This window comes from Candidatus Zixiibacteriota bacterium (assembly GCA_014728145.1).
Taxonomy (GTDB): Bacteria; Zixibacteria; MSB-5A5; order JAABVY01; family JAABVY01; genus WJMC01.
Genome location: WJMC01000242.1, coordinates 1 through 5,004, shown reverse-complemented (window position 1 = coordinate 5,004; position 5,004 = coordinate 1). Strand labels below are relative to the sequence as shown.

At 50.0% G+C, this 5,004-nt stretch carries 4 protein-coding genes; 1 reads left to right on the top strand and 3 read right to left on the bottom strand.

Annotated elements, in window-relative coordinates:
• Positions 1-1,189: hypothetical protein (locus GF404_13325; GenBank protein ID MBD3383160.1), on the top strand; the 1,189-nt coding region annotated here is incomplete at its 5' end.
• Between the two features lie 255 nt (positions 1,190-1,444).
• Here the strand turns inward: GF404_13325 and GF404_13320 are convergent.
• Genes GF404_13320 through gmd form a run of 3 tightly spaced genes read right to left on the bottom strand, consistent with a single transcriptional unit; the run spans position 1,445 to position 4,678 of the window.
• Positions 1,445-2,752 (bottom strand): nucleotide sugar dehydrogenase, encoded by a 1,308-nt coding sequence (locus GF404_13320; GenBank protein ID MBD3383159.1) that lies wholly within the window; start codon positions 2,750-2,752, stop codon positions 1,445-1,447.
• The gene (locus GF404_13315) at positions 2,733-3,710 is read right to left on the bottom strand and encodes an NAD-dependent epimerase/dehydratase family protein (protein MBD3383158.1); all 978 of its coding nucleotides are present in this window, start codon (positions 3,708-3,710) and stop codon (positions 2,733-2,735) included. Before GF404_13315 ends, GF404_13320 begins: the two co-directional genes overlap by 20 nt.
• Positions 3,710-4,678 carry a GDP-mannose 4,6-dehydratase gene (gmd, locus tag GF404_13310; protein MBD3383157.1) on the bottom strand — a complete coding sequence of 323 codons (969 nt, stop codon included), beginning with the start codon at positions 4,676-4,678 and terminating at the stop codon, positions 3,710-3,712. The genes GF404_13315 and gmd overlap by 1 nt, the downstream gene beginning before the upstream one ends.
• Positions 4,679-5,004 lie beyond the last annotated feature (326 nt).

The following is a 5,004-nucleotide window of genomic DNA, read 5'->3' as shown; positions in this document are numbered from 1 at the left end:
TTATATCAAGCGCCTGACAGAAATCGAAGCACTCCGGCAAAAAGCCCTGCTCGAGATAAAAAAAGATCTCGGTGTCCGCGGGATTTCATCCGATACAATCCATGCCGAAAAAAAGGATTTGAGCGACATATTTAAAAATACCGATCATCCCGGAATCTCCGAAGCGCTTGCCGAAGGCGGAAAAGTTGGCGGGATCATGCTGGAACGCTTCGCCGGTATCCTGAATTACAAGACTCAGCCGGGAAAAGATTTTGCCGATGAGCTGGCTGGAAGGGTCAAGGTGATTGCCTGCCTCGATAAATATCCGAATTTGATTCATTCCGATGATGTCAGTTGCGCCGGTTTGCCACAATCTGTCTGCAACCGGATCAAGGATGAATTCAACCTGCGTCATACTGACGCGGTAGTGATTGCCTGGGGCCCCGCACAAGATGTCAACACCGCGCTTTCCGAAATCAAGATTCGCGCGGTCGAGGCCTGTGGCGGAGTGCCCAATGAAACCCGTCAGCATATAGGCGCGGGGATCACCGATTTCGAGCGGATTCTTCCGGGGGCGGACAGGATGTATCCGGATACCGATTCTCCGCCAGTGGCGATCACACCCGAGAGGCTGGAGAAATTGAAAAAGGTCACCCCGGACCCGTCGTACAACCGCGATCAACGCTGGAAAAAAATGGGATTATCGGAGCACATGGTCTATTCGCTGGGAAGGTCGCGCTACGCTTTGATGTTCGACCGGTTACTGGATAAGGTGCCGGTTTCTCCAAAGTTTTTAGCTCAGTTATTTGAATATCACCTTAAAGATTTGAGGCGCAACGGGGCCGACCTGACCTTCATCCACGATGAATTTTTAATCGACCTGTTCAAGAAGATCAAAGAAAAAGGTTTGCCGGATGAAGCGGTTTTCGTGGTCTTGAATTATCTGGCCTCCAATGGCAAACAGATTAAGCTGGATGAGGCTTTCGAGTATTTGAAGCTGACACCGTTATCAGAAGATGAAGTCGCACAAACAGCCTGTAAAAAGCTCAACGAAATCGACAGCAAGAAGTTTTCTGATGATACCAAGTTGGCTGAATTCTTGATTGGACAGGTTCGAAAAGAAGTTTACGGCCGTTACCCGTCGAAGCGGGTTGCGGAAATAGCAACTGCGCGGGTGCGCGCTAAATCAACTCAACATCACACCTGTTGATTATAGATTCACATTGCAAAGGCAGGCTGTCTCACGGACGAGACAGCCTGTCTTTTTGTTTGTTCTCATGCAGGTCAGACGCCCTGTGTGCCTGACAAGAAACGCAACCGGATACGGGCGGGTCACCCAAACGAATTTACAAACAGTAAGGTAAGATTCCTTACGGTACGCTTCTGACTTGAGGTTCACATAGAATCATAAAAAAAGGCAGTACCACAATGATACTGCCTCATATAGACCTCATATCAATTTAATCTACAATTTGGAGATCTTGGATTTAGCGCCTTTGATATCGCCGGTGGCATTGCGGGTGTCGAAGATCAGATTGGAATGCTCCACGATCATCTTGTAATCATAATCGGAATGATTAGTCAAAATGATCGTCATCTGAGCCGATTGCAAGAGCTCCTCGGTCAGCTCGACCGACTGCATATCAGCACCGCTGTCGAACTTGAGCTTGGGCACATAGGGATCATTATAAGCCACCTTGGCCTCACGCTTTTGCAAAAGCCGGATCACATCCAGGGCCGGCGACTCGCGCACATCCGAGATATCTTTCTTGTATGTCACACCCAGAATCAACACCTTTGTGCCTTTGAGCGGGATACCGTTTTCGTTCAACTGCAAAGCCACACGGTCAACAACATATTCCGGCATTTGCGAGTTGATCTCTCCCGCCAGCTCTATGAAGCGGGCGTAGTAATTGAGCGATTTCAGTTTCCATGAGAGGTAATGCGGATCGATCGGGATACAGTGCCCGCCCAGCCCGGGACCGGGATAGAAAGGCATGAACCCGAACGGCTTGGTGGCCGCGGCATCAATTATCTCCCACACATCCAGCCCGAGACGATCGCACATGACCGCCATCTCATTGACCATGGCGATATTGACCGAGCGGAAGGTATTCTCCAGCAGTTTGACCATCTCGGCCCCCTTGGTGGAGCTGACCACATGGACATTATCGACGATACTGCCGTAGAATTCCTTTGCCACCTTGCGGCACTTGGCGGTCACCCCTCCGACCACACGGGCGGTATTAGTGGTTTTATACTGCTTGTTGCCAGGATCGATTCTCTCAGGGGAAAACGCCAGGTAGAAATCCTTGCCGACCTTGAGTCCGGTCGATTCCAGTGAAGGCAGGATAAGCTCTTCCGTGGTACCCGGATAGGTCGTCGACTCCAGCACCACCAGCATCCCCTCATGCAGAAATTCCTGAAGCTCCTGGACAGCGTCGAGTATGTACTTGACATCCGGATCCTTGGTCTTGGAAAGCGGTGTGGGTACACAGATCGCCACGCAGTCACATTTCTTGAGTTGCGCGAAATCATCGGTGGCGGACAACATCTTGGAGGCTATCAAAATCTTTACGGATTCACTGGCGACATCGCCGATATCCGATTTGCCCGAATTGATCAAATTGACCTTCTTCTTGGATATATCGAATCCGATGACATTGAAGCCCTTCTGGGCGAATTCCACCGCCAGCGGGAGGCCGACATAGCCCAGTCCGATGATACCCACCTGCGCGGTTTTGTCTTTGATTTTATCCTGAAGCTCGACCATGTGTTCCTCCTTGAAAAGATCGATAATAATTCAGGCAGTCTTTTAATGTATCGTCAATTTGATAATTTAATTTATACCCTAACTGCTTTTCTGTCTTGGAAATATCTCCTGTCAGGACAGGCACCTCGGAGGGCCGGGACAGCTTCGGGTCAGTTTCAACTTGAATATCCGCGTCAGCAAACCTCAAAAGTTTCTTCAACAGGGTTTCGATACGGTACGCCCTGCCAGCGCACAGGTTGTAGGTTTTTCCCGGCTTTCCACATTCTAAAGCGAGACGGTAACCGACGACGATATCGCGCACATCGGAGATATCCCGCTTTGCACTAAGGTTGCCGACACGCATCTTTTTGGGACCCCGTTTTCTTTCCAAAGCGGCGATCTGACTGCAGAAATCGGGTATCACGAAGCCTCTTTCCTGGCCGGGTCCGCTGTGGTTGAAAGCGCGAATCACGACTGCCGGGAAATCCTGCTTTTTGAAATACTGCCAGGCCAGCATCTCGCAGGCCGCCTTCGATAGACCATAGGGTGAAACCGGTTTGGGAGGATGATCGGGCGAAAGGGGCATATCCTTTTTTTTGACCACCCCGCAGACATCGGCCGAAGACACCAGCACAAATTTTTGCAAATCGCAGTTATTCAGGGCGGATTCGATCAGGTGATAGGTGCCGTAGAAATTTATGTCGTAGGTCTCCTGTGGATACTTAAACGACCGCCCCACCGACGACTGCGCCGCCAGGTGAACTATGTATTCCGGGTTTTCCTTTTTCAGGATAGTGTTGAGTATTTTTGGTTTTGTGAGGTCGAGAGAATACAGCCCGAGATCTTTTTTGAGCGTATCGATCCGGTCGAGACTCTCTTGCGGCAGATAAGTCCCGGATACATCGTGCCCCTTTTCGAGCATTTCACGGGCCAGAAAAGATCCCGCGAAACCGGAAACGCCCGTCACAAAAACCCTCATTAAGCCTTTCCTGCCTCCTGCAGACGCTTCATATCCTCGTCGACCATTATCTCGACCAGGCCCTTAAATGTTGTCCTCGGTGTCCAGTTCAGTTTCTGCTTGGCGAAGGACGAGTCACCGATTAAAGCATCGACTTCCGCCGGACGCATAAAGCGCTCATCGACACCGACATAATCCTTGTAATTTAATCCCACATGGGAAAATGCGAGGTCGGCAAATTCGCGCACCGAATGAGTTTCACCGGTAGAGATGACGTAATTATCCGGTTCATCCTGCTGAAGCATGAGCCACATCGCCTCAACATAATCACCGGCAAAGCCCCAGTCGCGTTTGGCTTCGAGATTGCCCAGAAGCAGTTTGTCGGCTAATCCGAGCTTGATTCTGGCCACACCGTCCGAAATCTTTCTGGTCACGAACTCCAGTCCCCGGCGCGGAGATTCATGGTTGAAAAGGATCCCCGAGCAGGCAAACATATTGTAGGATTCACGGTAATTGACCGTGATCCAGTGCGCATATGCCTTGGCGACACCATAGGGAGAACGGGGATAAAACGGGGTTTTTTCGGTCTGCGGCACTTCCTGCACCTTGCCGAACATCTCCGACGATGATGCCTGGTAATATTTGATTTTCGGATTTATCTGGCGGATCGCTTCCAAAAGACGGGTCACGCCGACAGCATTGAATTCAGCGGTCAGCCCGGGTTGATTCCATGATGTCGGCACAAATGACTGCGCCGCAAGATTGTAAACCTCATCCGGAGCGACCCCGGATATGATCGTATTGAGCGAATTCTGGTCGAGCAAATCGCCCTGTTCGAGGCTGATTTTGTCACGGATATGATTGATTCTTTCAAAATTCTCGGTGGAGGCACGGCGGATCATGCCGTAGACTTGATAGCCTTTATCCAGAAGAAATTCGGCCAGATAGGAACCGTCCTGTCCGGTTATCCCGGTAATAAGTGCACGCATAAACTACTCCGCTAAAAACATTTAATCTCTAAATATAGCCCTGTGAAACGGAATGTCAATTCAATTATCCTCTGCCGATTTTGCGATTCTGTCAACTCAATTGTGTGCCTTGGCAAACAGGCATATCCTGGTGTTGATTTAACACATAAGCAACCAGGCCATATATTATTCTCTCCACGCTTCCAGTTTATTAAAGGACCGGTAACCCACCCGCATGCGGGTGGGATTCATTCAACTAATAAAAACAGGAGTGGTACGGATTAACGATATGGGTAACACCGGGCCTACCTCTAAAGAGGTAGCTCACCCGACCGGTCAAGTTTCAC

Coding starts and splice junctions, on each gene's coding strand:
- gmd (MBD3383157.1), bottom strand. CDS start 4,678: ATGCGTGCACTTATTACCGGGATAACCGGACAGGACGGTTCCTATCTG.
- GF404_13315 (MBD3383158.1), bottom strand. CDS start 3,710: ATGAGGGTTTTTGTGACGGGCGTTTCCGGTTTCGCGGGATCTTTTCTG.
- GF404_13320 (MBD3383159.1), bottom strand. CDS start 2,752: ATGGTCGAGCTTCAGGATAAAATCAAAGACAAAACCGCGCAGGTGGGT.